The sequence below is a fragment of the Pseudomonas sp. 1D4 genome, from assembly GCF_001728925.1.
GTDB classification, from domain to species: Bacteria; Pseudomonadota; Gammaproteobacteria; order Pseudomonadales; family Pseudomonadaceae; genus Metapseudomonas; species Metapseudomonas otitidis.
This window is the reverse complement of sequence record NZ_LXJQ01000008.1, coordinates 35,908-59,448: the sequence shown is the minus strand read 5'-3', so window position 1 is coordinate 59,448 and position 23,541 is coordinate 35,908. Positions and strand designations below refer to the sequence as shown.

Genomic DNA, 23,541 nt, shown 5'->3' with positions numbered 1-23,541 from the left:
ACGAGCCACCGTGCATGAACCCGTTGCGCCCTACCCTGCTAGCGCTTGCCTGCCTCCTTGCCACGCCGGCCATTGCCGATGACCTGCCCTCTCTGGGGGATGCCAGCTCCTCCGTCGTCTCGCCCGATCAGGAACACAAGCTGGGCCGGGCCTGGCTGGGGCTGCTGCGCGCCCAGGTGGAGCAACTGCCCGATCCGCAGCTCAAGGAGTACGTGGAAACCAGCGTCTACCGCCTGGCCGAGTCCAGCCAGTTGCAGGACCGCCGCCTGGAATTCGTGCTGCTGAAAAGTCCGCAACTGAACGCCTTCGCCGCCCCTGGCGGGATCATCGGCGTCAACGGCGGCCTGTTCCTCTATGCACCCAACGAGGCCGAGTACGCCTCGGTCATGGCTCACGAGCTCGCGCACTTGTCCCAGCGCCATTTCGCGCGCGGCGTGGAAGCCCAGCAGCGCATGCAGATCCCGGTGATGGCAGCGATGCTCGCCGGCATCGTCGCAGCGGCGGCCGGCGCCGGTGACGCGGGCATGGCAGCGATCATGTCGACCCAGGCAGCGGCCATCCAGGAACAGCGGCGCTTCTCCCGCCAGAACGAGCAGGAGGCTGACCGCATCGGCCTGCTCAACCTGAAAAAGGCCGGCTATGACCCGCGCGCCATGCCAAACATGTTCGAGCGGCTGATGCGCCAGTACCGCTACGATTCCAAGCCACCGGAATTTCTGCTGACCCACCCGGTGACCGAGTCCCGTATCGCCGACACCCGCAACCGCGCCGAGCAGTTACCCGCTGGCGGCGTGGAGAACAGCCTGCGCTACCAGCTGATGCGTGCGCGGGTGCAACTGATGTTCGAGGAAACTCCGGGCATCTCCGCCAAGCGCTTCCGCGCGATGCTGGACAGCGATCCGAAGCTGGACGCGGCGCGCTACGGCCTGGCCATCGCCCAGATCAAGGCCGGCCAGTTGAACGAGGCCCGCGAGGCGCTGACGCAGCTACTGGCCAAGGCGCCCAACGAGGTGGCCTACAACCTGGCCCAGGTGGACCTGGACATCACCGCCAACCGCCTGCCTGACGCGCAGAAGCGGGTGGACCGGATGCTCGGCCTCTACCCAGCCAGCTACCCACTGAAGCAGGCCCGGGCGGACCTGCTGTTGAAGCAGAACAAGCCTCAGGACGCCGAGAAGGTGCTGGAGGATCTGGCCCGCACCCGCGCCAACGACCCGGACATCTGGTACCAGGTAGCGGAGGTGCGCGGTCTGGCCGGCAACACCATCGGCCTGCACCAGGCCCGTGCCGAGTACTTCGCCCTGGTGGGGGATTTCGACCAGGCGATCGAGCAACTGGACTTCGCCAAGCGCCGGGCCAGCAGCAACTTCCCCCTGGCGGCCCGCATCGACGCGCGCCAGCAGGAGCTGATCGAGCAGCAGAAGGCGGTGAAGCAGATGATGCGCTGAGCCTGCGCAGAAACGAAAAAGCCCGGACATTGATCCGGGCTTTTTCATGGGCGTTCGCTCAAGCGTTGCCGCTGAGCTTCATGCGGGCGGCCTGGGTGAAATCGAGCATGCGCTTGAGCGGCTTGACGGCGCGGGGAATGAGCGCGGCGTCGACGAAGATTTCGTTGCTGCCCTCACGCAGGCACTGCAGGGTGCGTTCCAAGGTGTTCATGGCCATCCACGGGCAATGGGCACAACTGCGGCAGGCAGCACCATTGCCGGCGGTGGGGGCTTCGATGAACTGCTTGTCCGGACAGAGCTGCTGCATCTTGTAGAAGATGCCGCGGTCGGTGGCGACGATGAAGGTCTTGTTCGGCAGCGTCTGGGCGGCCTTGATCAACTGGCTGGTGGAACCGATGGCATCGGCCAGCTCGATGACCGACTCGGGCGACTCCGGGTGCACCAGGATGGCAGCGTCCGGGTAGAGCGCCTTCATGTCTTCGAGTTGCTTGGCCTTGAACTCCTCGTGGACGATGCAGGCACCGTCCCACAGCAGCATGTCGGCACCGGTCTCGCGCTGGATGTAGCGACCCAGGTGCTGGTCGGGTGCCCAGAGGATCTTCTCGCCGTTGTCCATCAGGCTCTCGACGATCTCCAGGGCGCAACTGGAGGTAACGACCCAGTCCGCCCTCGCCTTCACGGCTGCGGAGGTGTTGGCATAGACGACGACCGTGCGCTCGGGGTGCTGGTCGCAGAAGGCGGAGAACTCATCCACCGGGCAGCCCAGATCGAGGGAGCATGTGGCCTCGAGAGTCGGCATCAGCACGCGCTTCTCGGGGTTGAGGATCTTGGCGGTCTCGCCCATGAAGCGCACGCCAGCGACCACAACGGTCTGGGCAGCGTGCTGGTTGCCGAAGCGCGCCATCTCAAGGGAATCGGAGACGCAGCCGCCGGTCTCTTCCGCCAGCGCCTGGATCACCGGGTCGCAATAGTAGTGGGCCACCAGGACGGCATTCTGCGCCTTGAGCTCGGCGGCGATCGCCTGGCGCAGCTGGGTCTCTTCTTCGGGCGTCAGTTGCCGGGGTTGCTTGGCTGCCAAGTGAGCCTGGACGAGGAAACGTTCGGAGAGCTGGGACATGTCTGCGGACCTGCGGGACGCCTGAGCGTGGAAGCCATGTAAAACCGCGTGCCGGACAACGGTAGGGCACGCGGGCGGCGGATGATAGCGCAGATCAATGACGGGGTGGATGGCTGCGGCGCCACAACGAAAAAGCGGGAAGACCTTTCGATCTTCCCGCTTCTGTTGGCCCCATCGAGGCCTTGTATGGTGGGTCGTGTAGGATTCGAACCTACGACCAATTGGTTAAAAGCCAACTGCTCTACCGACTGAGCTAACGACCCAACGCGAGGCGTATAATACTGATTTTATTCAGGAATTCAACACCCCTCGGGAAATTTTTTCAGAAGTAGGGTGTCGGATCTTCCACGCCGGCCGACGCAAAGCCGGCGGCGCGCAGCCGGCAGCTGTCGCACCTGCCGCATGCCCGCCCCAGGTCGTCGGCCTGGTAGCAAGAAACGGTCAGCCCGTAGTCCACACCCTGAGCTATACCGGCCAGGATGATCTCGGCCTTGGAGAGGTTCTGCAGCGGCGCCTGGATGCGGAACCCCTGCCCTTCCACACCCGCCTTGGTGGCGAGGTTGGCCATGCGTTCGAAGGCGTCGACGAACTCCGGGCGGCAGTCTGGGTAGCCGGAGTAATCCACGGCATTCACACCGATGAAGATGTTGCGCGCACCCAGCACCTCGGCCCAGCCCAGCGCCAGGGAGAGGAACACGGTGTTGCGTGCGGGTACGTAGGTGACGGGGATGCCCTCGGAGGGGCTCTCCGGAACGGCGATGCTGTCATCGGTCAGTGCCGAGCCGCCGATGCCGTTGAGGTTGAGGCCGATGACCTTGTGCTCCACCACGCCCAGCTGGCGAGCCACGCGCTCGGCGGCGTGTAGCTCAGCCCGGTGCCGCTGGCCATAATCGAAGCTCATGGTGTAGCAGGCGTAGCCGTCGGCGCGGGCCAGGGCTACGACGGTGGCGGAATCCAGGCCGCCGGAAAGAAGGATGACCGCTTTCTTGTCGCTCATGTCAGTGTCCCGGTTCGTCGTTCCAGAGAATCTTGTGCAGCTGCAGTTGCAGGCGGACGGGCAGGTTGTCCGCCACGATCCAGTCGGCCAACTCGCGCGCGTCCACCTGGCGGTGGCTAGGAGAGAACAGCACCTCGCCGGCCCGCTGTTCAAGGCGGTACTCGATGAGCTTGGAGACCGCCCAGTCGTAGTCCTCCCGGGAGCAGATGACGAACTTCACCTGGTCGTTCGGGGTGAGCTGGGCAATGTTCTCGTAGCGGTTGCGAGCGACTTCGGCAGAGCCGGGCGTCTTGAGGTCGAGCACGCGGCTCACGCGGGTGTCGACGGCGGCGATGTCGAGGGCGCCGCTGGTCTCCAGGGACACCTCGTAGCCGGCATCGCACAGGCGCACCAGCAGCGGGATGCAGTTGGGCTGGGCCAGCGGCTCGCCCCCGGTGACGCAGACATGGCGCGGCCGGTAGGCGGCCACTTGTTCCAGGATGTCGTCGAGGGACTGGAGTTGCCCGCCATTGAAGGCATAGGCGGTATCACAGTACTGGCAACGCAGGGGACAGCCGGTCAGGCGCACGAATACCGTCGGCAAGCCGGCGGTACGCGTCTCCCCCTGCAGCGAGTAGAAGATCTCGGTGATTCGCAGGGTCTGTTGCATAAGGGCCACGGGCGTGACGGCGAAACAGGCCATCCGCCTCCGTTGCAGGTAAGAGGGGCGGCGATTCTAAACGAAAAAACCCGCGACGGGCGCGGGTTTCTCGATGGACGCAACGGGCTCAGCGAAGGCGCTGCAAGTCACGCTGCGCCAGTTGGGCAGCCGAGGTACCCGGGTACTGGGAGATCACCTGGCGGAGGATACCTTTGGCCTTGTCGGCGTTGCCCAGGCGCTGCTCGACATCGGCAAGCTTGTAGAGCGAGTCGGGCACCTTGGCGTGTTGCGGGTAAGTCTGGCTGACGCGGGCGAAAGCCTGGCCAGCGCCTTGCAGGTCGCCCTGGGCCAGGTTCACCTCACCGAGCCAATACTGGGCGTTACCGGCGTACTGGCTGTTGGGGTATTTGCGCAGGAACGCTGTAAAGGCCTGGCTGGCCTTGTCGAAGTCCTTGGCCTTGATGAGGTCGAAGGCGGCTTCGTAGTAGAGCTTTTCCTTGGCGGGGTCGGCCGGCTCGTTGCTCGCAGCGGGTTGCTGGGCAGGAGCAGCCGGGGCGCCGGCGGCGTTGATGGCGCCATCGGCGGGAGCATTCTGTTGGGTCGGAGCCGGGGCACCTGCGGCGCCAGTGCTCAACCGACTATCCAGATCCTGGTAGCGTTCCAGGCTCTGCTGCTTCAGTTGCTGGATCTCATGTTGCTGTTCTTCGACCATGCCACGCAGGCGACCGATCTCTTCTTGCATCTGCTGCAGTTGCATGAACAGCTCGCCTTGCGCGGAAACCGGGGCTTGCGCCCCGGTTCCGGCATAGGCGCCGTTCGTACCATAACCAGCGGGCGGATAGGCACCGTAACCGGCGTTGTTTCCGTCCACCACGGGAACCTCGGCAAGCGCTGCGAAGGGCAGGCTACCCAGGGCCAATACAGTCAAAGCACGACGGCACTTGCGCATAGCTATTACTTACGCAGCTCTACGCGACGGTTCTGAGCCCAGGACTGCTCGTCGTTGCCGGTGGCAACCGGACGCTCTTCACCGTAGGAAACCAGCTCCAGCTGAGCCGGGGAAACGCCCTGCAGAACCAGGTAGCGCTGAACGGCCTTGGCACGACGCTCACCCAGAGCCATGTTGTACTCGCGGGTGCCGCGCTCGTCGGTGTGGCCTTCCAGGACAACGCGGTTGCCGTTGGCTTTCAGGTCCTTAGCGTGTACGTCCAGAGCGCGCATGGCTTCCGGCTTCAGGTCGGAGCTGTCGTACTCGAAGTAGAAGGTGGTGATGGCGCGCAGAGCGGCTTCTTCGCTCAGGCTGGAATCCAGAGCACCATTGTTGGCGTTGTAGCCAGCGTTCGGATCTACGGCGCCTTCGCCGGAGTTTTCGCCGCCCTTGGAGGAGCAACCTACTGCTACGGCCATGGCCAGAGCCAGCGCTGCGAACTTACCGAACTTGATCATTTCCATCTTTGTAACTCCTAATGAGCCCCAGTGTGTTTAGCAAAAAGCAAAAAATCAGCACCGCGTCAGTTCAGGTACGGCGACCAGGACGGTTCGCGGATATCGCCTTGAACGGTTGGAATTGGAAGCCGCACGCGTCCGTTGGTGGACACGAGCATCAGGACTCCCTGGCCCTGCTGGCGGGTGGCGTAGATTAGCATGGTGCCGTTGGGGGCAACAGTGGGCGAATCGTCCAGCGAGGTGTTGGAAAGGATGCGCGGAGCGGCCCCGGCACGGGTCAGATCGAGGGCGGCCACCTTGAAGTTGGTGAAGCCATCCTGGCGGTGGATCATCACCAGGGTCTTCTCGTCAGCGGAGAGTTTCGGGTTGGCGTTGTAGTTGCCCGCGAAGGTGACGCGCTGCGGTTCACCACCATTGATGTTGGCCTTGTAGATCTGCGGTTTGCCGGCACGATCGGAGGTGAAGTACAGGGTCTGGCCATCGGCGCCCCAGAAGGGCTCGGTGTCGATGGCCATGTGGTTGGTGACACGACGCAACTGGCGACTGCCCAGGTCCATCACGTAGATCTCCGGGTTGCCGTCCTTGGACAGGACGAACGCCAGGCGATTGCCATCAGGCGACCAGGCCGGCGCCCCGTTGAGACCTTCGAAGTTGGTGATCTGCTCGCGGCGACCGGTATCGATGTGCTGGATGAAGATGCGCGGACGCTTCTGCTCGAACGAGACGTAGGCGATGCGACGGCCATCCGGCGCATAGCGCGGCGAGAGGATTGGCTCGCGGGATTGCAGCAGGGTCACGGCACGGGCGCCGTCATAGTCGGAGCGCTGCAGGGTGTAGCGGGTGTTGTTCACCGAGAAGCGCTCTGCGGTGACATACAACATGCGGGTGGAGAAGGCGCCCTTGACCCCGGTGAGCTTCTCGAAAGCCTGGTCGGAGACGTAGTGGGCCATGTCACGCAGCTGGTCGGTGGAGCCGCTGACGGTGCCGGCGAACACCTGTTGTTCGGTGGCGACGTTGAACAGGGCGAACTGCACCTGCAGGCGACCCGCAGCCGGCACGATGCTACCGACCAGCACGTACTGGGCACCCAGCGCCTTCCAGTCGCGGTAGATCACTTCGGCCGCCTGGGTCGGCAGGCTGATCATGTTCTGGCGCGGAATGGGCTCGAAGTAGCCGGAGTTGCGCAGGTCATTGCCGATGATCTCGGACATGTCTTCCGGCAGCACGGTGCCCCCCTGCCAGCCGAACGGAACGACGGCGATGGGCGTGGCGCTGTTGGCGCCACCGGTAATCAGTAGCGGGTCGGCGGCCTGAACGGTACCGACCAGCATGGTCAGACCGAGCAGGACGATACGAATCAGTGTGTTCACAGACCTAAATCCTCCGGTTTGAAGATGACGCGACGCTGCCTGTAGAGCTTATCGAAGGTAGCGCGATCCAATTGTTGCATTTCGGGGATACGACCCACGTTGCGCACCGCCGCCACGGCGGAGCTGTCGAACGGTGCATCACCACTGGAGCGGGTCACGCTGGCGTTGGTGACGGTGCCATCCGGAAGCATCTGGATCAGCAACTCGACACTCATGCCGGCGCGGGTGGTGGGCGGCTTCTGCCAGTTCTCGCTGATCAGCTTGATGATCAGGTCATCCAGACTGCCGGCCACCTGGTCACCCACCTCATCGGCTAGCGCCTGCTGGTTCTCGGCCTTATCGCCAAGAAGCTCTGCCAACGCAGCCGCCTTCTGGTCACGGGCCGCCTTGCGTTTGGCCTCTTCCGCCGCTTTTTTCTTGGCATCTTCGGCTGCCTTTTTCTTGGCATCCTCGGCTGCTTTCTTCTTGGCTGCCTCGGCTGCCTTTTTCTTGGCGTCCTCAGCCGCTTTCTTCTTCGCCTCTTCGGCGGCCTTCTTCTTGGCCTCCTCTTCGGCTTTTTTCTTGGCTTCTTCCTCGGCCTTCTTCTTGGCGATGTCGGCCTGCTGCTTCTTGGCTGCTTCCTCGGCTGCCTTCTTGGCATCCTCGGCTTTCTTCGCCTCTTCTGCTTTCTTGGCTTCTGCCGCCTTTCGAGCTTCCTCGGCTTTCTTTTGTTCCGCGGCCTTGGCGGCAGCCACTTTCTGCTCTTCCGCCTTCTTCATTTCCAGTTGCTCGGCTTCATACATCGGAGCCGCAGTCTTCTTGGCCTCGCCGGCGATCTTCTGGTTGGTCTGGGTGGTCGCCTGGCTCTGGGACTTCAGTTGGTACAGGGTGGCCTGGACGATGGGACGCGCCGGCGGCAGCTCCGGGGTGAAGGCGAAGCTTACGAAGAGCATGCCGAAAATGAGCGCATGCAGCCCGACAGCCCAAACGGTGGGCCAGAAGTAGCTTTCAGAGGGGGAGCGTTCGCTCTGCTGATGCATCAGGGCGCCTCGGTGATCAGCCCGACATTGCCGACGCCGGCCTGTTGCAGGCCACCCATGACCGCCATGACGGAGCCATAGTCGACCGCCTTGTCACCCCGGACGAAGACCTGGACCTTCTTACCCAGACTGGCGTTCTGGCTCATGATCGCGGTCACGGTGCGCACCAGGTCCGGCAGTGCTGTGGCGGTCTCGCTGCCCTTGCCCTGATCCGGGTCGACTTCCTCGCCCATGTTCCAGTAGTAGGTCTTGTCAGCCTTGATGGAGATGGTGAGCACACGGGAGTTGTTGTCCTGCGGCAGCACCTCGCTGGAGACCTTGGGCAGGTCGACCTTGACGCCCTGGTTGAGCATGGGCGCCGTCACCATGAAGATGACCAGCAGTACCAGCATCACATCGATGTAGGGCACCACGTTCATCTCGGCGACCGGCTTGCGTTTATGGCGGTTTCTGGCCATGGCTTGGAACCTGTCCTTTCGTTGAACCTGCGTCTATCACTCGTCGCTGGTGTGCACCTTGCGGTGCAGGATGGCCTGGAACTCGTCGGCGAAGGTGTAGTAGCGACCGATCAGGGTTTCGCCACGGGCCGAGAAGCGGTTGTAGGCGATGACCGCCGGGATCGCCGCGAACAGGCCGATGGCGGTGGCGATCAGGGCTTCAGCGATACCGGGGGCAACAGTGGCCAGGGTGGCCTGCTGAACCTGGGCCAGGCCGCGGAAAGAGTTCATGATCCCCCAGACGGTGCCGAACAGGCCGATGTAGGGGCTGGTGGAGCCGACGGTGGCGAGGAACGGCAGGCTCTGCTCGAGCTTTTCCTCTTCACGGGAAATGGCGACGCGCATGGCACGTGCCACGCCCTCCATCACCGCGTCCGGGTCAACGCCGGGCTGCTGGCGCAGGCGGGAGAACTCCTTGAAACCGGCACGGAAGATCTGCTCCACGCCGCAGTCCGGGTCCGGGTTGCTGCCGGCCTGGCGGTACAGTTTGGACAGGTCGATGCCCGACCAGAAACGCTCCTCGAAGGCCTCCAGGGACTTCTTGGCCGCACGCAGCAGGTTGCTGCGCTGGAAAATCATGATCCACGAGGTGACCGAGGCGGCCACCAGGGTGAGCATGACCAGTTGCACCACGAGGCTGGCGTTGCTGATCAGGCTCCACATGGAGGTATGGTCGACGACGTTGGCTTCCACGCTTAGTCTCCTGCAGGGGATTGGCCCGGTACGGCGGCGAAGGCTTCACACAGCGCTTCGGGGATCGCCCGGGGTTTCAAACTGTCGGCGCGCACACAGGCCACCAGGAACTGCCCTTCGCAGAGCAGCGCATCATCCGTAACCCGCCTCACCTGTTGACGAAACCTCAGGCTCGCACGGTTCAATTCGATCACTTCGGCACTGATGGCCAGTTCATCGTCCAGGCGGGCCGGCTTGTGGTAGCGCGCTTCGGCCGAGTGCACGACGAACAGCAGGTTCTCCCCGACCAGCTCGGACTGGGCAAAGCCCAGGCTCCGCAGGTACTCGGTTCGAGCCCGCTCCATGAACTTGAGGTAGTTGACGTAATAGACGATGCCTCCGGCATCGGTGTCCTCGTAATAGACACGGCTCCGATGCACGAAGAGTGGGGCCTCATTTTGCGCGCGCATACTCTAGTGCTTACTCCAAGGGTTGCCAATCCGGCCCGACAACTGTTTTTGCGCCATTCCGACGCACGCTTCGACCGCTGGGATGTTCATTCGTCACCCGGGGTGAACAAATCCCCCGTGGGCTCCTCCAGCAGCCGGCCCGGCAACTTCAGGCCGAAGTGCAGGTAGGCATGACGGGTGACCACCCGCCCACGCGGTGTGCGCATGATGTAGCCCTGCTGAATCAGGTAGGGCTCCAGGACGTCCTCGATGGTGTGACGCTCCTCGCTGATGGCAGCGGCGAGGCTGTCCACGCCGACCGGGCCGCCGTCGAACTTGTCGATCATCGCCAGCAGTAGACGCCGGTCCTGGTGGTCGAAGCCACGCTCGTCCACATCCAGCAGGTTGAGCGCCTGGTCGGCGATGACGCGGGTGATCTGCCCCTGGGCCCGGACTTCGGCAAAATCCCGCACGCGGCGCAGCAAGCGGTTGGCGATACGCGGCGTGCCACGGGCGCGGCGGGCGATCTCGAAGGCGCCCTCCGGTTCGATGTGCAGGCCAAGAATGCCGGCGGAGCGCGCCACGATGGTGGAGAGGTCCTGGGTGTTGTAGAACTCCAGACGCTGGACGATACCGAAGCGGTCCCGCAGCGGGTTGGTCAGCATCCCGGCGCGGGTGGTGGCCCCGACCAGAGTGAAGGGCGGCAAGTCGAGCTTGATGGAGCGGGCCGCCGGGCCTTCGCCGATCATGATGTCGAGCTGGAAGTCTTCCATCGCCGGGTAGAGCACTTCCTCGACCACGGGCGAGAGACGGTGGATCTCGTCGACGAACAGCACGTCGCCCGCTTCGAGGTTGGTCAGTAGCGCCGCCAGGTCGCCGGGTCGCTCCAGCACCGGGCCGGAGGTGCTCTTGAGGGAGACGCCCATCTCGTGGGCGATGATGTTGGCCAGGGTGGTCTTGCCCAGGCCGGGCGGGCCAAAGATCAGGGTATGGTCCAGGGCCTCCCCCCGCCCCTTGGCGGCCTTGATGAACAGCTCCATCTGCTCGCGCACAACCGGCTGGCCAATGTAGTCGGCCAGGCTCAGCGGGCGGATGGCACGGTCCAGCTGTTCATCGCGGTCGCGACTGCTGGCAGTGATCAGGCGGTCGGCTTCGATCATCGGGGCTTACACCATTCCTTTCAGGGCGCGGCGGATCATTTCTTCGCTGGACAACCCCTCTTCCTTGATGGCAGCAACGGCGCGGCTGGCTTCCTGCGGCTTGAAGCCGAGGGCGACAAGGGCGCTGAGGGCATCGCTCTCGGCGCTGGAAACACCGGCCCCGGCCACAGGCTCGACGATGAGCGGGGCGATGGTGGGCATGTTCTCCCAGGCCTTGAAACGGTCCTTGAGCTCCACCAGCAGGCGCTCGGCGGTCTTCTTGCCGACTCCAGGGATCTTCACCAGGGTGGACGTGTCCTGGGCCTGCACGCAGCGCACCAGTTCATCCACCTCCAACCCGGACATGAGGGCCAAGGCCAGCTTGGGGCCAACACCGTTGAGGCGGATCAACTCACGGAACAGCTCCCGGTCACGGCGCTCGTAGAAGCCGTAGAGCAGGTGCGCGTCCTCCCGCACCACCAGGTGGGTGTGCAGGGTGACGGGCTCACCGACGCCGGGCAAGCGGTAGAGGGTGGTCATGGGTACTTCCAGTTCGTAGCCGACGCCATTGACGTCGAGGATCAGGTGCGGCGGCTGTTTCTCCGCCAAGGTGCCACGCAAACGTCCGATCACGAAGAGCGTCCTTAAATGAGGTTACAAACGCAGGCGGCCGCTGCGCCGCTTGGCGGTGGCCAGTCCATGGGGAATCAGGCTCTGCCGGTGGTGGGCATGGCAGAGGGCGATGGCCAGGGCGTCGGAGGCGTCGATCTGTGGCTTCTGCACCAGTTTGAGCAGGTGCATGACCATCATCAGCACCTGCTGCTTGTCGGCGCCGCCGGTGCCGGCAATGGCCTGCTTCACCTGGCTGGCGGTGTACTCGGCCACCTCAAGCCCCTCCTCCACCGCCGCCACGATGGCAGCCCCCCGGGCCTGCCCGAGCTTGAGGGCGGAGTCGGCATTACGTGCCATGAACACCTGTTCGATGCCCATGGTGACGGGGCCGTGGGTCTGGATCACTTCACGCACGCCACGGAAGACGATCTGCAGGCGCTCCTGCAGCGGGCCCGCCCCTGTGCGTATGCAGCCGGAAGCGACGTACTCGCACCCTCGCCCGGTGTCACGCACCACACCGTAGCCGGTGATGCGCGAACCCGGGTCGATACCAAGAATCAGGGTCATGCCGCCCGTCTCTCCACGTGCCGGCGAACCAGCACACTGTCTATTTATCCAGCCGCGAGTATACGGACCGGCCCTCCAACAAAAAAGCCGGAAGCGCACAAGGCGACTTCCGGCTTCAGGCGCAGGCTGGAACTCAGTCCAACTGCTCCATGATCTCGTCGGGGATCTCGGCGTTGTGATAGACGTTCTGCACGTCGTCGAGGTCTTCGAGCATGTCGATCAGCTTCAGCACCTTCTGGGCGGTCTCCAGATCGGCAATGGGAGCGCTGATAGACGGGATCATGGCGATCTCGGCTTCCTCACCCTTGAACCCGGCGGTCTGCAAGGCCTCGTTCACAGCATGGAAGTCGGGGAAACTGGTGGACACCAGAGCGGAACCGTCCTCGCCCATTTCCACGTCCTCGGCACCGGCCTCCAGGGCTGCTTCCATCAGCGCATCTTCGTCGACGCCGGGGGCGAAGCTGATCTGGCCCTTGCGGTCGAACATGTAGGCGACGGAGCCGTCGGTCCCCAGGTTGCCCCCGCACTTGGTGAAGGCGTGGCGCACCTCCGCAGCAGTGCGGTTACGGTTGTCGGTCATGGCTTCGATGATGATGGCCACGCCGCTGGGCGCGTAACCCTCGTAGGTCAGCTCGGCCATGTTGTCGGCATCGTTGTTGCCGGCACCACGGGCGATGGCGCGATCGATGGTGTCGCGCGGCATGTTGGCGGTCAGCGCCTTGTCCACGGCCAGGCGCAGACGCGGGTTGTCCGCCGGATTCGGGCCGCCGTGCTTGGCCGACACGGTCAGCTCACGGATCAGTTTGGTGAAGATCTTGCCCCGCTTGGCGTCCTGCCGACCCTTGCGGTGCTTGATGTTGGCCCACTTGGAATGACCAGCCATAACGCACTCCGTACTCTGCTTTGACGGACGGCGCCCTGGGGCGCCGTCGCGGTTGGTTCTAGTTACTCAGCCTTGGGCTGCTCACGCAGCCGGATGTTCAGCTCGCGCAGGGCCTTGGCATCCACGACACCCGGCGCCTGGGTCATGACGCAGGCGGCACTCTGGGTTTTCGGGAAGGCGATCACTTCGCGGATCGACGAGGCGCCGGTCATCAGCATCACCAGGCGGTCCAGGCCGAAGGCCAGGCCACCGTGCGGCGGAGCACCGTACTTGAGAGCGTCCAGCAGGAAGCCGAACTTCTCCTGCTGCTCGTCTTCGCTGATGCCCAGCACGCGGAACACCGCCTGCTGCATCGCCTTGTCGTGGATACGGATCGAACCACCGCCCAGCTCGGTGCCGTTGAGCACCATGTCGTAGGCACGGGACAGCGCGGCGGCCGGGTTGGCCTCCAGCTCTTCCGGGCTGCACTTGGGCGAGGTGAAGGGGTGGTGCATGGCGGTGAGGCTGCCGTCGTCGTTCTCTTCGAACATCGGGAAGTCGACCACCCACAGCGGAGCCCACTCGCAGGTCAGCAGGTTCAGGTCGTGGCCCAGGCGGATGCGCAGGGCACCCAAGGCATCGCAGACGACCTTGGCCTTGTCGGCACCGAAGAACACGATGTCACCATCGACCGCGCCTACGCGATCGAGGATCACGTTCAGGTTCGGCTCGGCGATGTTCTTGACGATGGGCGACTGCAGGCCCTCGACGCCCTTGGCGCGCTCGTTGACCTTGATGTAGGCCAGGCCCTTGGCACCGTAGTTGCCGACGAACTTGGTGTACTCGTCGATCTTGCTACGCGGCATGCTCGCGCCGCCCGGTACGCGCAGGGCGGCGACACGGCCTTTCGGGTCGTTGGCCGGGCCGGAGAAGACCTTGAAGTCCACGTCCTTCAGTTGATCGGCCACGTCCACCAGCTCCAGCGGGATGCGCAGGTCCGGCTTGTCGGAGCCGTAGCGACGCATGGCTTCGGCCAGGGTCATGTGGGGGAATTCGCCGAACTCCAGATCCAGCACTTCCTTGAACAGGTTGCGGATCATGGTCTCGGTGATGCCCATGATGTCGTTCTCATCGAGGAAGCTGGTCTCGATGTCGATCTGGGTGAATTCCGGCTGACGGTCGGCACGCAGGTCCTCGTCGCGGAAGCACTTGGCGATCTGGTAGTAGCGGTCGAAGCCCGCCACCATCAGCAGCTGCTTGAACAGCTGGGGCGACTGCGGCAGGGCGAAGAAGCTGCCGGCATGGGTGCGGCTGGGTACCAGGTAATCGCGAGCACCTTCCGGTGTGGCACGGGTGAGGATCGGTGTCTCGACGTCGAGGAAGCCGTTCTCGTCCAGGTAGCGGCGGATGCTGCTGGTGATGCGCGAACGCAGCTTCAGCTTGGCGGCCATTTCCGGACGACGCAGATCGATGAAGCGGTAGCGCAGACGGGTTTCCTCGCCCACATCGGAGTACTCGTCCAGCGGGAAGGGTGGGGTTTCGGCCTGGTTCAGGACTTCCAGCTCATAGCCCAGCACCTCGATGGCACCGGACGCCATGTTGGCGTTGCGCGCACCCTCGGGGCGCAGGCGAACCTTGCCGGTGATCTTGACCACGTACTCGCTGCGCACGCGGTCGGCCTTGGCGAAGGTGTCGGCACGATCCGGGTCGAAGACCACCTGGGCCAGACCTTCACGGTCGCGGATATCAAGGAAGATGACCCCGCCATGGTCGCGACGGCGGTGAACCCAGCCGCAAAGGGTGATTTCCTGGCCGTCCAGGCTCTCGTTCAGTTGGCCGCAATAATGGCTGCGCATCATGGTCGTGTTTCGCTTCTCTGAGTCGTGAATTCGTCGGGCCGCTGGGCACGAGGGGAAATATCGTCCATCGGCGCCTGACCGGCCGACAAGGCGACCGGAGGCGCATCACCCCGGTGCTTCGGCAGGCCGAGCACAGGCCCGCACCCGTGGCAAAGGGCCGGATTATATATGGTTAATCGATACCGCGCAGCCGCCCGCCCACAGGCTTTCTATACTCAAATCCCCGAGCACGCGGAGCCTCGCCATGGCCACCCAACGCCCAGCCGACTTCAACCAGGACCTCCTCGATGATTTCCGCCAGGAAGCCTACGAGGGCTTCAACCGCTGCGAACAACTGCTGATCGACCTGGAGCGCACGCCAGCCGATCCAGAGCGACTGCGCCAGCTCTTCCGCCAGGTCCACAGCTTCAAGGGCAACCTGGGCTACGTCGGCCTCGAACGCCTCAACGCCCTGCCCCAGGCCCTGGAAGATGTCCTCGACCAACTGCGCGAGGGGCAACTGCTCTTCGACAGTCTGCTTGGCGACATCATGCTGCTGATACTGGATCGTCTGCGTGACCTAGTCAGAGGCGCACTCGCCGGCGAGCCTGGACTGCCGCCCGATACCCTGCCGCTGGCCAAGGCGCTGTCTGCGCTGGCCCAGGCTCCCGAACAACGACAGACGGAGATGCGCCAGGCCTTGCTGTTCCGCCTGGACCCAAACACCCGACTGGCGACTCCGCAAGCCGGGCCCGTAACCGATACCGGCGCCCTGGCCCGCCACGGGCTGTCGGATGACCCCGACCTGGCGTTCTTCCTCGACCTCATGCAAGCCGCCGAGCGGCGTTCGCACTATTGGCTCGGTCGGGGTGAGCGCCAGTTGGAGGTGGCATTGGCGATGAACCGCCGCGCCGGCCACCCCGTCGACCCGCGTCAACTCGCCACGGCCGTATGCCTTCATGACCTGGGCATGGCGCTGATGCCCCTCCCCCTCCTGCACAAGGCCGAACGCCTGACTCGGGAGGAGCGACGCCTGATGCAAGCGCATCCACGGATGGGCGCCGACCTGCTGCGACGCCTGCCCCAGTGGGACGAAGCGGCCGAGATCATTCTTCAGCATCAGGAGCACGCGGACGGAAGCGGCTACCCCAAGGGGCTGCGCGAAGCGGAGATCGTACCCGGCGCGCTGATCCTCGACATCGTCGACACCTTCGACGCCCGCACCCACGAACGCGCCCACCAGACCCTCAGCAAGCGCCCCGTCCTGCGTGCGATCCTGGAGATCAACGGCCTGGCCGGCAGCCAGTTCAGCGCCCACTGGGTCGAAACATTCAATGCCTGCCTCAGCGAAGAGCCCCATCTGACCCGACTGTAGCGCCCACCGCGCAGCCGGTTTCCGGTGCAGACCGATAGGTATAAGGCATCACAACCATTGATTTTTGCCGGCATCGGAGCGCCATTTCCCTGTGCTAGTCTCTGCCGATCACGGGCCCCAAGCGGGCCTGGACCACTGAGGAGAGAAGTATGGAAATCAACATCGGAATCGCCGAACAGGACCGCGCCGCTATTGCCGAAGGCCTCTCCCGCCTGCTGGCGGACACTTATACCCTCTACCTGAAGACCCATAACTTCCACTGGAACGTTACCGGTCCGATGTTCAACACCCTTCACCTGATGTTCGAGGGCCAGTACAACGAACTGGCCCTGGCCGTCGACGCCATTGCCGAGCGCATCCGCGCCCTGGGCTTCCCGGCTCCCGGCACCTACGCCGCCTATGCGCGCCTGTCCTCCATCAAGGAAGAAGAAGGCGTACCGACTGCGGAAGACATGATCAAGCAACTGGTCCAGGGCCAGGAAGCCGTGGTTCGCACTGCACGCGGCATTTTCCCGCTACTGGACAAGGTGAGCGACGAGCCGACCGCCGACCTGCTGACCCAGCGCATGCAGGTTCATGAGAAGACCGCATGGATGCTGCGCAGCCTGCTGGCTGTCTGACCCTCCCCGCCCTCCGAGAGGCCCGGCTTGCCGGGCCTTTTTGCTGGGCGACAGCCCCCTGCCTGAACTATGCTTCGAACAATTCCCCTCCTTGTCAGTGCCTGTTGATGAGCCAGCCCTCCAAATCCCCCCTGCTGCTCGAACTCTATCCGGAGGAGACCCGGGAGGCAGCGGAATTGCTCAAGCAGGCCGTTCCGCTCATGGTTCGCCATGACATTCCGCCAAACCCCATCCATTACGCCCTCTGGTACACCTACAGCCAGGGCAAGCAGCCCGACCTCAATCGCCGCCTGGACAAGATCGTCAAGGATTTCGATGCCTTTCCGCCTGATTCGGCAGTGAAGTTGTTCCGCGACTTCATCATCCGAGGCGAGCTGGAGGAAGCGCGAGCCGGCCAACAGCAGGTGATCGAACTTGTCGATGACATAGAGACCGACGTCACTCGCAGCGTGACAGGCAGCACCGTTTACCAGCAAAGCCTGGAAGCGGGCCTGGCAGCCCTGCACGACCCGATAATCGACGACCTGCCCAGCGTGCTGAACGACCTGCACCAGAGCACCCAGTTGATACACGACCAGCAGGAGCAGTTTCTCTACCGCCTGCGCGCTGCCCAGGCCGAGATCCACACCCTGCGCCTGCAATTGGAAAGAGCCCAGATGGCCGCCACGCTGGACAGCCTGACCCAGGTTTTCAACCGGCACGCGTTCACCCGTCTACTGGAACAGGCCCTCGCCGAAAACACCTCGGGCCTGGCGCTGATCATGCTGGATATCGACCACTTCAAGCAGTTCAACGATCACTTCGGCCACCCCCTGGGTGACCGCGTACTCCAGCACGTCGGCCAACTGCTCAAGGACCTGCTGCCCCCGCGTGCCCTGGCAGCCCGCTACGGCGGCGAGGAGTTCTGTGTCGTATTGCGCGACTGCCACGAGCTGGCCAGTGCTCGCGCCTTCGCGGAAATGCTGCGATTGAAGTTCCAATCCCTGCGCGTCAAGGTCCGCCGCACCGACCAGGTGCTGGACACCATCACTGCCAGTTTCGGCATCGCCCTGGCCGAACCGGGCGACAACCTGGAAAGCCTGCTCACACGAGCCGATGACGCCCTCTACCAGGCCAAGCGCAACGGCCGCAACCAGGTCCACCCCGGTGCGCCGGAAGCCGCGCTAACTGCTTGATTTGAGTAGCCCTAGTCTTTCCTGTTAAATAGCGCCCGGTGCCTGCAACCCGCCATAACGTGGGGTTACAGACATAGGCTGGCGCGACCTCATTTACCGGATTACCGGCGCGCCCGCTCTTTCCGTTGTGCGTTTCCTATCAAGGTGAGTCCATTGAACATGTTGAAGATCGTCCATCTGCTGACGGGCGCCGCTGCGCTCCTGTTGTCCTTCATTCCCAGCCTGCGCGGCGATGCCCTGCCCTACCTGCAACAACCCGATGCGCTGTACCTTGCCCTGATCGGGCTGCTCAACCTGCTGATGGCACCGGTCCTTCCCGTCTGGGCACGTGGCACCCGCAGCCAGCTCCAGGCCTCGGTCTCCGCCCTGCTGGTGCTCGCCGTGATCGTGCAGATCGCCGTGCTACTGGCACCGATCCCGGAAATCGGCGGCAAGCCCGCCATCCTGCTGAGCCTGCTGGCGAGCTTCCTCGCCGTTGCGCTGCACCTGCTGCTGAACCTGCGCAAAGTCACCCAGGCCACCCCGATCCTGCAGGACATGAGCAACCGTGAAACCGGCACGGTGAAGTGGTTCAACACCTCCAAGGGCTTCGGCTTCATCTCCCGGGACTCGGGCGATGACATCTTCGTCCACTTCCGCGCCATCCGTGGCGAAGGGCATCGCGTCCTGGTGGAAGGCCAGCGCGTCGAGTTCACCGTGATGCAACGGGACAAGGGCTTGCAGGCGGAGGACGTGATCGCCGCCCTGCCCGGCCGCCGCTGAGCAATACCAGGCCAATGAAAAAGCCCGCCATCACGGCGGGCTTCTTCTTTATATAGAGGCGAAACAGACACAGCTCAGTAATGGGGCGGCGGCGCCTCATCGCCATCGGATGCACCGAACTGGCTCAACAGCTCTTCCTGCCGACGGGCAAGCGCCGCGACCTGCATCTGCAGCCGCTCGACGATCCGCTGCTGTGCCACGATTTCATCATTGAGGGCCTGGATCGTGTCATCCTGGAAAGCCAGGCGAGTCTCAAGCTCCATCACGCGCATTTCCAGACTCATGCCTTACTCCTCCGCGAATCGGAAATCATCCGTCAGGACCAGGCGCAGACGTGCCAGCAGGTCCGCGACCTCCCCTTCGGTGTAGGGAATGGCAGGAGCACGCCCCCACACAGGAGCCGGCCAGGCAGCGTCGCTCTTGCGCCGTGCGATCACATGCACGTGGAGCTGACTGACGACGTTACCCAGCGTGGCGACGTTCATCTTGTCCGCACCGAAACTGTCCTTCAGCACTTCAGCCAGCGACACAGCCTCCTTCCAGAGCTGCTGCTGATCGGCAGCGTCCAACTGGAACAGCTCGCTGACCTCCTCCCGCTTAGGAACCAGGATGAACCAGGGGTACTGCGAGTCGTTCATCAGCAACAGGCGGGAAAGGGGGTAGTCCCCGATCACCCGGCAATCCTGCTGAAGTCTTGGATCCAGATTGAACATGGCGATCTTCACCTCAGTCATGCAAAAGCCCATCAAACGGGGCAAGAAACGGCGAGAAGAATACCCAACCACCACCGACCGGGACAGCCAAAACCGGCAGAGTTACCACTGCGCACCAGAATCGACCACACGCACCACAGTGAGGCGTTACCTCGTAACACCTCAAGCAGCCGTTTCGGTCGCATCGAGAACGAATGACCAATACCCAGCTATCATTTCTACCCAGCGCCTGCACGTCCGGCGGAAAACTCACAACGACAAGAGCAGGCTGCATGGTTTGTGCACGGATGTTGCTTTATGCAACGCCATGGTCGACTGGGTCATTCCGGTACACCTGTTCCGGACGCGAACGTCGCACCAGGCCTAGTTGCACTAAGTGCCTGTAACGACCGCAGAAAAACAAGAACCAAGGGATTGAAGCAAGAACTACGAATATGCGACACGCGCCCACCCGAATTGCGACATGGCCGTGAAGTTTTCGTAAGGAGCGGAGCCCAGCTATCGCCATCTTGAGACGTCGTGCTATAAGTTAGCGCCGACACAAAAAGAAAGAACCGCCTTCAATAAATAAGAAAGCGGCGAGAATCTTCAAAACCAAAGGAGCAATCACAATGCAAGTGATGAAGTGGAGCGCACTGGCCCTGGCCGTGACCGCCGGTACCACCCAGTTGGCGTTCGCCAGCGCCCAGGACGAGTCCAAGGGCTTTGTCGAAGACAGCAGCCTGAAAGTTCTGGCTCGTAACCTGTACATCAACCGTGATTACCATCGCGGTGGTGATGCGACCGAATACCGCGCAGTTGGCGGCAACCCCGCAGGTTACACCTCTGAGTGGGGCCAAGGTTTCATTGGCACCTTTGAGTCGGGCTTCACCCAGGGCACCGTGGGTGTAGGCGTTGATGCATACGGCTTGCTGGGCATCAAGCTGGATAGCGGCAAAGGTCGCGCCGGCATTCTTGAGATGCCCATGGATAGCGATGGCCGCTCCCAAGACGAATTCTCTGAAGCAGGCGCTGCGGTAAAAGTACGAGTGTCCAACTCCGTACTGAAATACGGTAACCAGTTCGTAGCCCTTCCGGTCTTTGCAACCGATGACAGCCGACTGCTGCCTGAGGCCACTACCGGCACCCTGCTGACCGTCCAAGAAATCAAAGGCCTGACCCTGAACGCCGGTCGCTTCACTGCTCTTAATCAGCAATGGCAGACTGATCGCGACAGCGGTCGCATGAAGTCGATCAATGTTTACGGCGGCACTTATGCCATCACTGAGCAACTGAGCACCTCGCTGTTTGCTTCTGACCTGGAAGATACATTCAAGAAGAAGTACGCCAACGTGAACTTGACTGTTCCGCTGGCCGACGAGCAGTCTCTCGGCTTCGATTTCAACATCTACAAAACCGACTACGACAAGAAAGCCTACGGCTCCAGCCTTGATAACACCATCTGGAGCTTGGCAGCCTCTTACACCATGGGCGCCCACAAGTTCACCGTTGCACACCAGCGTAGTAATGGCGATACCGGTTACGACTATGGCGCAGACGGCGGCGGCACCATCTACTTGGCTAACTCCATCCAGGTGAAAGACTTCAACGCTGAAGACGAAACCTCTTGGCAGGCTCGTTACGATATCGACATGGCATCCTTTGGCGTGCCTGGCCTTACCTTCATGGCCCGCTACGTAACCAGCGACAACGCCACTATTCGCGCCAAGGATCGCAGCATCACCGATAGCGACGCTGGCCGCTGGGAGCGCAACTTCGAAGCCAAATACGTCGTGCAAGATGGCGCAGCGAAGGACCTGTCCTTCCGCGTTCGTCAAGCAACCGTTCGCAGCGACAGCTCCTTCGGTGCGTCAAATGATCTGGAAGATGTTCGCCTGATCGTCGAGTACCCGCTGAGCATCCTGTAATACAGGGTTCTTCGGTACGCGACACGAAAAAGCCCGGTCTAGCCGGGCTTTTTCCTTTCCGCTGTCCCGTCATTCATATCGGCAGCGCATAGGTGCCCGTTACATGGGCCACCATCTCTTCCTCCGCCCCTACCGAATACAGCGCAACCTCGCACACAGCCTGACGCCTGCTCAAACGCAGGATGCGAGCATCGGCCAGCAGGTCAACCGGCTTGGGTTTCGCCAGGAAGTTGATATTGAGGTTGCTGGTGACCGCCATCTCCACCCTCCCCAGGCTGCCCAGCACCACCGCGTACATCGCCGCATCGGCCAGCGCCATGATGGTCGGGCCGGACAGGGTGCCGCCCGGGCGGACCAGGCGAGGCTGGAAGGGCACCCGTGCCAGGGCACGGTGGGTGTCGAGGTGGTCGATCTGCAGGTCGATATCCGCCGCCATCGGCACCCCTTCCCGGATCAGCGCCTGCACCTGCTGAGCACTCAATGAAGACATCACCACCCTCCTCTCGCGGTTGGGCCCGCAACCTGTACGCGCCCCGATGAGCGCCGTACAATGCCCAGCCACTCAAACCCATCGCAACCGACGAAACGGCCAAACATGCGTACCAGTCAGTACCTGCTTTCCACCCTCAAGGAAACTCCCGCCGATGCCGTGGTAATCAGCCACCAGCTGCTGCTGCGTGCCGGCATGATCCGCAAGCTGGCGTCGGGCCTCTACACCTGGTTGCCGATGGGCCTGCGGGTACTCCGCAAGGCGGAGACCATCGTCCGCGAAGAGATGAATGCCGCCGGCGCGCTGGAAGTGCTGATGCCCGCCATCCAGCCCGGCGAGCTGTGGCAGGAGTCCGGTCGCTGGGAGCAGTACGGCCCCGAGCTACTGCGCCTGAAGGACCGCCATGGTCGCGAGTTCTGCGTCGGCCCGACCCACGAAGAAGTCATCACCGACCTCGCCCGCAACGAGCTGAACAGCTACAAGCAGCTGCCCATCAACATGTATCAGATCCAGACCAAGTTCCGTGACGAGATCCGTCCGCGCTTCGGCCTGATGCGTGGCCGCGAATTCATCATGAAGGACGCCTACTCCTTCCACGACTCCCAGGCTTCCCTGCAGGACACCTACGACGTCATGTACGGTGCCTACTGCAAGGTCTTCACCCGCCTGGGCCTCGACTTCCGCCCCGTGCAGGCCGACAACGGCTCCATCGGCGGCAGCGGCTCCCACGAATTCCACGTGCTGGCCGATTCCGGTGAAGACGACATCGTCTTCAGCGACAGCTCCGACTACGCCGCCAACATCGAGAAAGCCGAAGCCGTGCCGCGCGAGAAGGAGCGTCAAGCCCCCCGCGAGGAACTGCGCCTGGTCGACACCCCCGACACCAAGACCATCGCCGCCCTGGTGGAGAAGTTCGGCCTGCCGATCGAGAAGACCATCAAGACCCTGGTGGTCCACGGCGCCGAGGAAGGCACCCTGGTGGCACTGATCGTCCGTGGCGACCACGAGCTGAACGAGATCAAGGCTGCCAACCAGCCCCTGGTCGCCAGCCCGCTGGTCTTCGCCAGCGAAGAAGAACTGCGTGCCGCCATCGGCGCCGGTGCTGGCTCCCTCGGCCCGCTGAACCTGCCCATCCCCTGCATCGTCGACCGCTCCGTGGCCCTGATGAGCGACTTCGCCATCGGCGCCAACATCGATGACAAGCACTACTTCGGCGTCAACTGGGAGCGCGACCTGCCGCTGCCCGAAGTCGCCGATCTGCGCAACGTCGTCGCCGGCGACCCGAGCCCCGACGGCAAGGGCACCCTGGTGATCAAGCGCGGCATCGAAGTCGGCCACATCTTCCAGCTCGGCACCAAGTACAGCGAGGCCATGAACCTCAGCGTACTGGGCGAGAGCGGCAAGCCGGTCACCCTGATCATGGGTTGCTACGGCATCGGCGTTTCCCGCGTGGTGGCCGCCGCCATCGAGCAGAACAACGATGACCGCGGCATCCTCTGGCCGGACGCCCTGGCGCCCTTCCAGGTAGCTCTGGTTCCGCTCAAGTACGAGACCCCCGCCGTCAAGGAAGCCACCGACAAGCTGTACGCGGACCTCACCGCTGCCGGCATCGACGTGCTGCTGGACGACCGCGACAAGAAGACCAGCCCCGGCGTGAAGTTCGCCGACATGGAGCTGATCGGCATCCCTCACCGCGTCGTCGTCAGCGAGCGCGGCCTGGCCGACGGCAACCTGGAATACAAGAACCGTCGCGAGACCGAGAGCCAGCCCGTTGCCGTCGACGACGTGCTGGCCTTCATCAAGGCCCGCCTCAACCGCTGATCGAG

Annotated in this window: 25 protein-coding genes and 1 tRNA gene; 7 read left to right on the top strand and 19 right to left on the bottom strand. The window is 63.2% G+C overall.

From position 1 onward, the window contains the following. Window positions 1-14: 14 nt before the first annotated feature. Window positions 15-1,448: a M48 family metalloprotease gene (locus A7D27_RS06340; RefSeq protein ID WP_069564402.1), complete on the top strand. Its 1,434-nt coding sequence runs from the start codon at window positions 15-17 to the stop codon at window positions 1,446-1,448. A gap of 58 nt (window positions 1,449-1,506) precedes the next feature. Here A7D27_RS06340 and nadA read toward each other — a convergent pair whose 3' ends face one another. From nadA to aspS, 16 genes are all read right to left on the bottom strand, one after another. Further along, window positions 1,507-2,565 carry a quinolinate synthase NadA gene (gene nadA, locus A7D27_RS06335; RefSeq protein WP_044414080.1) on the bottom strand — a complete coding sequence of 353 codons (1,059 nt, stop codon included), beginning with the start codon at window positions 2,563-2,565 and terminating at the stop codon, window positions 1,507-1,509. Between the two features lie 187 nt (window positions 2,566-2,752). Beyond that, window positions 2,753-2,828: transfer RNA gene (locus A7D27_RS06330), tRNA-Lys, on the bottom strand. 59 nt (window positions 2,829-2,887) lie between these two features. Next, on the bottom strand, window positions 2,888-3,562 hold the full coding sequence (gene queC / locus A7D27_RS06325; protein WP_069562189.1) for a 7-cyano-7-deazaguanine synthase QueC: 675 nt from the start codon (window positions 3,560-3,562) through the stop codon (window positions 2,888-2,890). A gap of 1 nt (window position 3,563) precedes the next feature. Then, window positions 3,564-4,211 carry a 7-carboxy-7-deazaguanine synthase QueE gene (gene queE / locus A7D27_RS06320; RefSeq protein ID WP_069562239.1) on the bottom strand — a complete coding sequence of 216 codons (648 nt, stop codon included), beginning with the start codon at window positions 4,209-4,211 and terminating at the stop codon, window positions 3,564-3,566. Window positions 4,212-4,329: 118 nt separating this feature from the next. Next, window positions 4,330-5,151 carry a tol-pal system protein YbgF gene (ybgF, locus tag A7D27_RS06315; RefSeq protein WP_069564401.1) on the bottom strand — a complete coding sequence of 274 codons (822 nt, stop codon included), beginning with the start codon at window positions 5,149-5,151 and terminating at the stop codon, window positions 4,330-4,332. 5 nt (window positions 5,152-5,156) lie between these two features. Then, window positions 5,157-5,654, bottom strand: coding sequence for a peptidoglycan-associated lipoprotein Pal (gene pal, locus A7D27_RS06310; protein ID WP_069562191.1), 498 nt, complete (start codon window positions 5,652-5,654; stop codon window positions 5,157-5,159). 59 nt (window positions 5,655-5,713) lie between these two features. After that, entirely contained in the window at window positions 5,714-7,018 is a 1,305-nt protein-coding gene (tolB, locus tag A7D27_RS06305; RefSeq protein ID WP_069562192.1) for a Tol-Pal system beta propeller repeat protein TolB, read from the bottom strand. Next, window positions 7,015-8,037 carry a cell envelope integrity protein TolA gene (gene tolA / locus A7D27_RS06300; RefSeq protein WP_069562193.1) on the bottom strand — a complete coding sequence of 341 codons (1,023 nt, stop codon included), beginning with the start codon at window positions 8,035-8,037 and terminating at the stop codon, window positions 7,015-7,017. The genes tolB and tolA overlap by 4 nt, the downstream gene beginning before the upstream one ends. Beyond that, window positions 8,037-8,495, bottom strand: a complete 459-nt coding sequence (tolR, locus tag A7D27_RS06295) for a protein TolR (protein ID WP_069564400.1) — start codon at window positions 8,493-8,495, stop codon at window positions 8,037-8,039. The genes tolA and tolR overlap by 1 nt, the downstream gene beginning before the upstream one ends. Before the next feature lie 36 nt (window positions 8,496-8,531). Then, entirely contained in the window at window positions 8,532-9,227 is a 696-nt protein-coding gene (tolQ, locus tag A7D27_RS06290) for a protein TolQ (protein WP_044414101.1), read from the bottom strand. A 2-nt stretch (window positions 9,228-9,229) separates the two neighbouring features. After that, window positions 9,230-9,676, bottom strand: coding sequence for a tol-pal system-associated acyl-CoA thioesterase (ybgC, locus tag A7D27_RS06285; RefSeq protein WP_069562195.1), 447 nt, complete (start codon window positions 9,674-9,676; stop codon window positions 9,230-9,232). Between the two features lie 86 nt (window positions 9,677-9,762). Continuing rightward, entirely contained in the window at window positions 9,763-10,815 is a 1,053-nt protein-coding gene (gene ruvB, locus A7D27_RS06280) for a Holliday junction branch migration DNA helicase RuvB (RefSeq protein WP_069562196.1), read from the bottom strand. 6 nt (window positions 10,816-10,821) lie between these two features. After that, window positions 10,822-11,427, bottom strand: coding sequence for a Holliday junction branch migration protein RuvA (gene ruvA / locus A7D27_RS06275; RefSeq protein WP_069562197.1), 606 nt, complete (start codon window positions 11,425-11,427; stop codon window positions 10,822-10,824). 21 nt (window positions 11,428-11,448) lie between these two features. Further along, window positions 11,449-11,973 carry a crossover junction endodeoxyribonuclease RuvC gene (gene ruvC, locus A7D27_RS06270; RefSeq protein WP_069562198.1) on the bottom strand — a complete coding sequence of 175 codons (525 nt, stop codon included), beginning with the start codon at window positions 11,971-11,973 and terminating at the stop codon, window positions 11,449-11,451. Window positions 11,974-12,106: 133 nt separating this feature from the next. After that, window positions 12,107-12,856: a YebC/PmpR family DNA-binding transcriptional regulator gene (locus A7D27_RS06265; RefSeq protein WP_069564399.1), complete on the bottom strand. Its 750-nt coding sequence runs from the start codon at window positions 12,854-12,856 to the stop codon at window positions 12,107-12,109. A 62-nt stretch (window positions 12,857-12,918) separates the two neighbouring features. After that, complete coding sequence (gene aspS, locus A7D27_RS06260; protein WP_069562200.1) at window positions 12,919-14,694, bottom strand: aspartate--tRNA ligase; 1,776 nt, start codon at window positions 14,692-14,694, stop codon at window positions 12,919-12,921. A 244-nt stretch (window positions 14,695-14,938) separates the two neighbouring features. On the opposite strand from aspS, the gene A7D27_RS06255 reads away from it, so the two are divergent. From A7D27_RS06255 to A7D27_RS29050, 4 genes are all read left to right on the top strand, one after another. After that, entirely contained in the window at window positions 14,939-16,048 is a 1,110-nt protein-coding gene (locus A7D27_RS06255; RefSeq protein WP_069564398.1) for an HD domain-containing phosphohydrolase, read from the top strand. Between the two features lie 149 nt (window positions 16,049-16,197). Next, window positions 16,198-16,668 (top strand): Dps family protein, encoded by a 471-nt coding sequence (locus A7D27_RS06250; protein ID WP_069562202.1) that lies wholly within the window; start codon window positions 16,198-16,200, stop codon window positions 16,666-16,668. A gap of 107 nt (window positions 16,669-16,775) precedes the next feature. Then, complete coding sequence (locus tag A7D27_RS06245; RefSeq protein WP_069562203.1) at window positions 16,776-17,843, top strand: GGDEF domain-containing protein; 1,068 nt, start codon at window positions 16,776-16,778, stop codon at window positions 17,841-17,843. A gap of 159 nt (window positions 17,844-18,002) precedes the next feature. Continuing rightward, window positions 18,003-18,605 (top strand): cold-shock protein, encoded by a 603-nt coding sequence (locus A7D27_RS29050; RefSeq protein WP_069562240.1) that lies wholly within the window; start codon window positions 18,003-18,005, stop codon window positions 18,603-18,605. 74 nt (window positions 18,606-18,679) lie between these two features. Here the strand turns inward: A7D27_RS29050 and A7D27_RS06235 are convergent, their stop codons facing one another. Together A7D27_RS06235 and A7D27_RS06230 are read right to left on the bottom strand one after the other, a co-directional pair. Then, window positions 18,680-18,889 carry a SlyX family protein gene (locus tag A7D27_RS06235; RefSeq protein WP_044414128.1) on the bottom strand — a complete coding sequence of 70 codons (210 nt, stop codon included), beginning with the start codon at window positions 18,887-18,889 and terminating at the stop codon, window positions 18,680-18,682. Between the two features lie 3 nt (window positions 18,890-18,892). Next, window positions 18,893-19,318 (bottom strand): HIT domain-containing protein, encoded by a 426-nt coding sequence (locus A7D27_RS06230; RefSeq protein WP_069564445.1) that lies wholly within the window; start codon window positions 19,316-19,318, stop codon window positions 18,893-18,895. 611 nt (window positions 19,319-19,929) lie between these two features. Between A7D27_RS06230 and A7D27_RS06225 the strand changes: the two genes are divergently transcribed. Then, window positions 19,930-21,225, top strand: a complete 1,296-nt coding sequence (locus A7D27_RS06225) for an OprD family porin (protein ID WP_069564397.1) — start codon at window positions 19,930-19,932, stop codon at window positions 21,223-21,225. A gap of 73 nt (window positions 21,226-21,298) precedes the next feature. Here A7D27_RS06225 and A7D27_RS06220 read toward each other — a convergent pair whose 3' ends face one another. Beyond that, window positions 21,299-21,706, bottom strand: a complete 408-nt coding sequence (locus tag A7D27_RS06220) for a PaaI family thioesterase (protein ID WP_240919443.1) — start codon at window positions 21,704-21,706, stop codon at window positions 21,299-21,301. Window positions 21,707-21,820: 114 nt separating this feature from the next. Between A7D27_RS06220 and A7D27_RS06215 the strand changes: the two genes are divergently transcribed. Further along, window positions 21,821-23,536 (top strand): proline--tRNA ligase, encoded by a 1,716-nt coding sequence (locus tag A7D27_RS06215; protein WP_069564396.1) that lies wholly within the window; start codon window positions 21,821-21,823, stop codon window positions 23,534-23,536. Window positions 23,537-23,541 lie beyond the last annotated feature (5 nt).

Coding starts and splice junctions, on each gene's coding strand:
- tolA (WP_069562193.1), bottom strand. CDS start 8,037: ATGCATCAGCAGAGCGAACGCTCCCCCTCTGAAAGCTACTTCTGGCCC.
- A7D27_RS06265 (WP_069564399.1), bottom strand. CDS start 12,856: ATGGCTGGTCATTCCAAGTGGGCCAACATCAAGCACCGCAAGGGTCGG.
- A7D27_RS06230 (WP_069564445.1), bottom strand. CDS start 19,318: ATGTTCAATCTGGATCCAAGACTTCAGCAGGATTGCCGGGTGATCGGG.
- A7D27_RS06215 (WP_069564396.1), top strand. CDS start 21,821: ATGCGTACCAGTCAGTACCTGCTTTCCACCCTCAAGGAAACTCCCGCC.
- pal (WP_069562191.1), bottom strand. CDS start 5,654: ATGGAAATGATCAAGTTCGGTAAGTTCGCAGCGCTGGCTCTGGCCATG.
- A7D27_RS06255 (WP_069564398.1), top strand. CDS start 14,939: ATGGCCACCCAACGCCCAGCCGACTTCAACCAGGACCTCCTCGATGAT.
- tolR (WP_069564400.1), bottom strand. CDS start 8,495: ATGGCCAGAAACCGCCATAAACGCAAGCCGGTCGCCGAGATGAACGTG.
- nadA (WP_044414080.1), bottom strand. CDS start 2,565: ATGTCCCAGCTCTCCGAACGTTTCCTCGTCCAGGCTCACTTGGCAGCC.
- A7D27_RS06250 (WP_069562202.1), top strand. CDS start 16,198: ATGGAAATCAACATCGGAATCGCCGAACAGGACCGCGCCGCTATTGCC.
- A7D27_RS06340 (WP_069564402.1), top strand. CDS start 15: ATGAACCCGTTGCGCCCTACCCTGCTAGCGCTTGCCTGCCTCCTTGCC.
- ybgF (WP_069564401.1), bottom strand. CDS start 5,151: ATGCGCAAGTGCCGTCGTGCTTTGACTGTATTGGCCCTGGGTAGCCTG.
- aspS (WP_069562200.1), bottom strand. CDS start 14,694: ATGATGCGCAGCCATTATTGCGGCCAACTGAACGAGAGCCTGGACGGC.
- queC (WP_069562189.1), bottom strand. CDS start 3,562: ATGAGCGACAAGAAAGCGGTCATCCTTCTTTCCGGCGGCCTGGATTCC.
- ruvC (WP_069562198.1), bottom strand. CDS start 11,973: ATGACCCTGATTCTTGGTATCGACCCGGGTTCGCGCATCACCGGCTAC.
- A7D27_RS06225 (WP_069564397.1), top strand. CDS start 19,930: ATGCAAGTGATGAAGTGGAGCGCACTGGCCCTGGCCGTGACCGCCGGT.
- ruvB (WP_069562196.1), bottom strand. CDS start 10,815: ATGATCGAAGCCGACCGCCTGATCACTGCCAGCAGTCGCGACCGCGAT.
- A7D27_RS29050 (WP_069562240.1), top strand. CDS start 18,003: ATGTTGAAGATCGTCCATCTGCTGACGGGCGCCGCTGCGCTCCTGTTG.
- ybgC (WP_069562195.1), bottom strand. CDS start 9,676: ATGCGCGCGCAAAATGAGGCCCCACTCTTCGTGCATCGGAGCCGTGTC.
- queE (WP_069562239.1), bottom strand. CDS start 4,211: ATGCAACAGACCCTGCGAATCACCGAGATCTTCTACTCGCTGCAGGGG.
- A7D27_RS06245 (WP_069562203.1), top strand. CDS start 16,776: ATGAGCCAGCCCTCCAAATCCCCCCTGCTGCTCGAACTCTATCCGGAG.
- A7D27_RS06235 (WP_044414128.1), bottom strand. CDS start 18,889: ATGAGTCTGGAAATGCGCGTGATGGAGCTTGAGACTCGCCTGGCTTTC.